Here is a 2,919-nt window from a genome sequence, read left to right as displayed (position 1 = left end):
AGCGGCCGGCCGGCACCATCCGCATCACCGCCACCGAAAACGCCGCCGGCGCGGTGCTGTGGCCGGCGCTGCGGCTGTTCCTGCCCCGCTATCCCGACATCAGGGTCGAGATCGCCGTCGAGTACGGCCTGACCGACATCGTGGCGGAGGGATACGATGCCGGGGTCCGCCCCGGCGACACCGTCGCCAGGGGCATGATCGCCGTGCCGATCGGGCCCGACATGCGCATGGCGGTGGTGGGGGCGCCATCCTATCTCGCCCGCAGGCCGCCGCCGGACAGGCCGCAAGACCTGACGGCGCATGAGTGCATCAACCTGCGCCTGCCCACCCATGGCGGCCTTTATGCCTGGGAGTTCGAGCGGGACGGCCGCGCATTCCGCGTGCGGGTCGCGGGGCGGCTGGTCTTCAACACCTCGACCCGCATCCTCGATGCCGCGATCGACGGCTTCGGCCTGGCCTATCTGACCGAACAGCAGGTCCGGCCCCATCTCGACAGCGGCCGTCTCGTCCGTCTTCTGGCGGAGTGGTGCCCCCCGTTCGCCGGCTATCACCTCTATTATCCCAGCCGCCGCCAGCCCCCGGCCGCCTTCGCCCTGCTGGTCGAGGCCCTGCGCCATCGGCCCCGGCCGGGAAGCGCTTCAGCGCCGTGACCCGAGATGATCGACGAAGAACGCCGTGACGGCCGCGTTGAACGCATGATGAAAGGCGACCCGGTCAAAGTCCGGCGCGCTGGCACAGATGGACGGCACGATCCGCGCCAGAGACGCCGAACACGGCGCCAGGAAATCGAAATGCCCGGCATTGGCGACGGCGTGAAATTCCGGCGGACGCGGCAGCGCCCGCCTGACCGCCGCGGCGTAATAATCCGGTGGCAGGACCCGGTCGTCATCGGCCTGCCATAGCTGGACCGGCATGGTCACGCGTCGCAGCCCCTCGGGCGTGAAGGCAAATCCCAGCGCCGGCGCCGCGACGACGATCGCACGGATACGGCGATCCCAGGGAAACGCCGCCTGCCCGGGCGGGGCGTGGTGATCCTGGACCAATCGACAGACGAAGAACGCCGGGTGCGCCCGGCAATGCGGCGCGACACGCCGCAGATCGGGCGTTCCCCCGGCAGCAATCAGCGCCGTCAACCCACCGGCCGAAAACCCGAACGCGCCGATATGGCCCGGATCCACCGTGCCGGGATACCATGCGGTGATCATATAGTCGGTCACGATTTCCATTTGGCGCACCCGCCAGGCGGGATCGAGCGCACGACTCTGGTCGCGGACATTATCGCCGAGGTAAGTCGGCGCGGCGACGACGAACCCGGCCTGGGCCAGCGCCAGCGCGGTGTCGGAGTGACCTGCGAAATTGCCCCCGGTGCCATGCGAGATCGTGACCAGCGGCAGATCACGGCCGACCGGACGGCCGCCGGCAACGACCGACTGCCGAAACAGGCCGACCGACGTGGGACGCGGCCTGCCGTCGGACGGGTACCAGACCGCCACTGGAATCGCCGGGCCATCCCGGCTGGGCACCTGCAAGACGGCAAAACCGACCGCACGCGCCCAAAGCGGAGTCCAGATCACCGTCCCCAGACCCATGCCGCCCGAAAGAAGCAGACAAACCAAGATGTGACCCAAGATGTGACGCATGGCGATCCCCCGTTTCCCCCCCCCGGTTGGCAGGCAGGCGCGAATTGTGCCAGCCTTGCTTCGCGAAGGGGCGAACGGGCACGCGAACGGACGTCCGGGCCGATGGGGACCAGGAGCGCCGAGATGTCTTACGCACTGGAATTGCCGGAGATGCCGCCCTTGTTCGGCAGCGCGCGCGACTGGTCGCGCGAACTGCTCCTGTCCCTCGCCGCCGGAACGTTTCTCGGACTGACCGGCCCGTTCGGCAGCTACCGGAACACGTCGCATCTTGGCGTGCTGGCCTATTGGGTCGGAACCACGCTCTACGGCGCCCTGCTGCTGGGCCTGACGGTCCGCCCCGCGATCGGCCTCGGCCGCCGCCGGGGCTTCCCGCCCTGGGGCACGTTCGGACCGTCCCTCCTGCTGGCGGCGATTCCGCTTTCCCTGGGATGCCACGTCATCGCGGCACGTCTCTGGCCCCAGTCCGTCGCGCGGATCGGCCTGCTGGGGTGGTACGGCCAAACTCTGGTCATCTCCCTGCCGCTGGCGCTCGGCTACCTGGCCGGCACCAGGCCGGGCACGGTTTCTGCCCCACGACCCACGCCGGTACCGGACGCGACCGCCGGGCCGAAGTCACGATGCGCCATCGCGCCGGCCTTCTGGCAGCGCCTGCCCCCCGATCTCGACCGAGACCTGGTCGCGCTGCAAATGGAGGATCATTACGTCCGGGTGCATACCGCGAACGGCTCGGCCCTGGTGCTGCTCCCTCTTCGTCAGGCCGTTGCGGAACTGCCGTCCTCGCTTGGCATGCAGACGCACCGGTCATGGTGGGTCTGCCATCACGCCGTGACGGGCACGGTCCGGGACGGCCGCAATCTCCGCCTGCGCCTGAAAACCGGCGTCGAGGCCCCGATCTCTCGCAACAACATCGCGTCGGTCAGGGCCGCCGGGCTTCTCGCCCTCGAACGGCCCTGACCCGCTCGATGCGGACGCCCGTTCAGTTTCCGCCGCGCTCGGCGGCGCTGGCCGCGCGAATTGCCGCGAATTCCGACCCGGCCTTCCAATGCGGCCAGGCGTGGGAGAAGGCCAGGTCGCGGCCCACCCGATAGACCAGGGCCGCGTCTTCCGCCGCGCCGCGCGTGTCCAGCGCCGGGCTCCACGCGTCGCAGGCCTGGTGGTAGCATTCCATATAGGCCTTCAGCCATGCCGCGCCGGCCGCGGTGCCGCCGGTTTGCAGGTCGGGGAACCCGGCCATGTCCATCACCGCCAGCACCGGCACCCCGGCCCGGGCGAACGGCAG

General features: G+C 69.9%; 3 protein-coding genes and 1 pseudogene. 2 read left to right on the top strand and 2 right to left on the bottom strand.

Annotated elements, in window-relative coordinates; all coding sequences use genetic code 11:
• Positions 1 to 650 (top strand): LysR substrate-binding domain-containing protein (locus tag HUK84_RS14045; RefSeq protein ID WP_176640846.1); only part of this gene is annotated, 650 nt, incomplete at its 5' end.
• On the opposite strand, the gene HUK84_RS14040 is transcribed toward HUK84_RS14045, so the two are convergent.
• Positions 639 to 1,523, bottom strand: a complete 885-nt coding sequence (locus HUK84_RS14040) for an alpha/beta hydrolase family protein (protein WP_317135294.1) — start codon at positions 1,521 to 1,523, stop codon at positions 639 to 641. The genes HUK84_RS14045 and HUK84_RS14040 overlap by 12 nt on opposite strands.
• A 240-nt stretch (positions 1,524 to 1,763) precedes the next feature.
• On the opposite strand from HUK84_RS14040, the gene HUK84_RS14035 reads away from it, so the two are divergent.
• Positions 1,764 to 2,594 carry a LytTR family DNA-binding domain-containing protein gene (locus HUK84_RS14035; protein ID WP_176640844.1) on the top strand — a complete coding sequence of 277 codons (831 nt, stop codon included), beginning with the start codon at positions 1,764 to 1,766 and terminating at the stop codon, positions 2,592 to 2,594.
• Positions 2,595 to 2,616: 22 nt separating this feature from the next.
• Here HUK84_RS14035 and HUK84_RS14030 read toward each other — a convergent pair.
• Positions 2,617 to 2,919 (bottom strand): annotated as a pseudogene (locus HUK84_RS14030) (peptidase M20); the annotation flags it as partial.

The sequence above is a fragment of the Nguyenibacter vanlangensis genome, assembly GCF_013376155.1.
In the GTDB taxonomy this organism is placed as follows: Bacteria; Pseudomonadota; Alphaproteobacteria; order Acetobacterales; family Acetobacteraceae; genus Gluconacetobacter; species Gluconacetobacter vanlangensis.
Note: the sequence above shows the minus strand (reverse complement) of the source record. Positions and strands in the feature narration are given on the sequence as shown.

What these genes read in the sequence shown, in the direction of transcription:
- HUK84_RS14035 (WP_176640844.1), top strand. Translation starts at nt 1,764, where the DNA reads ATGTCTTACGCACTGGAATTGCCGGAGATGCCGCCCTTGTTCGGCAGC.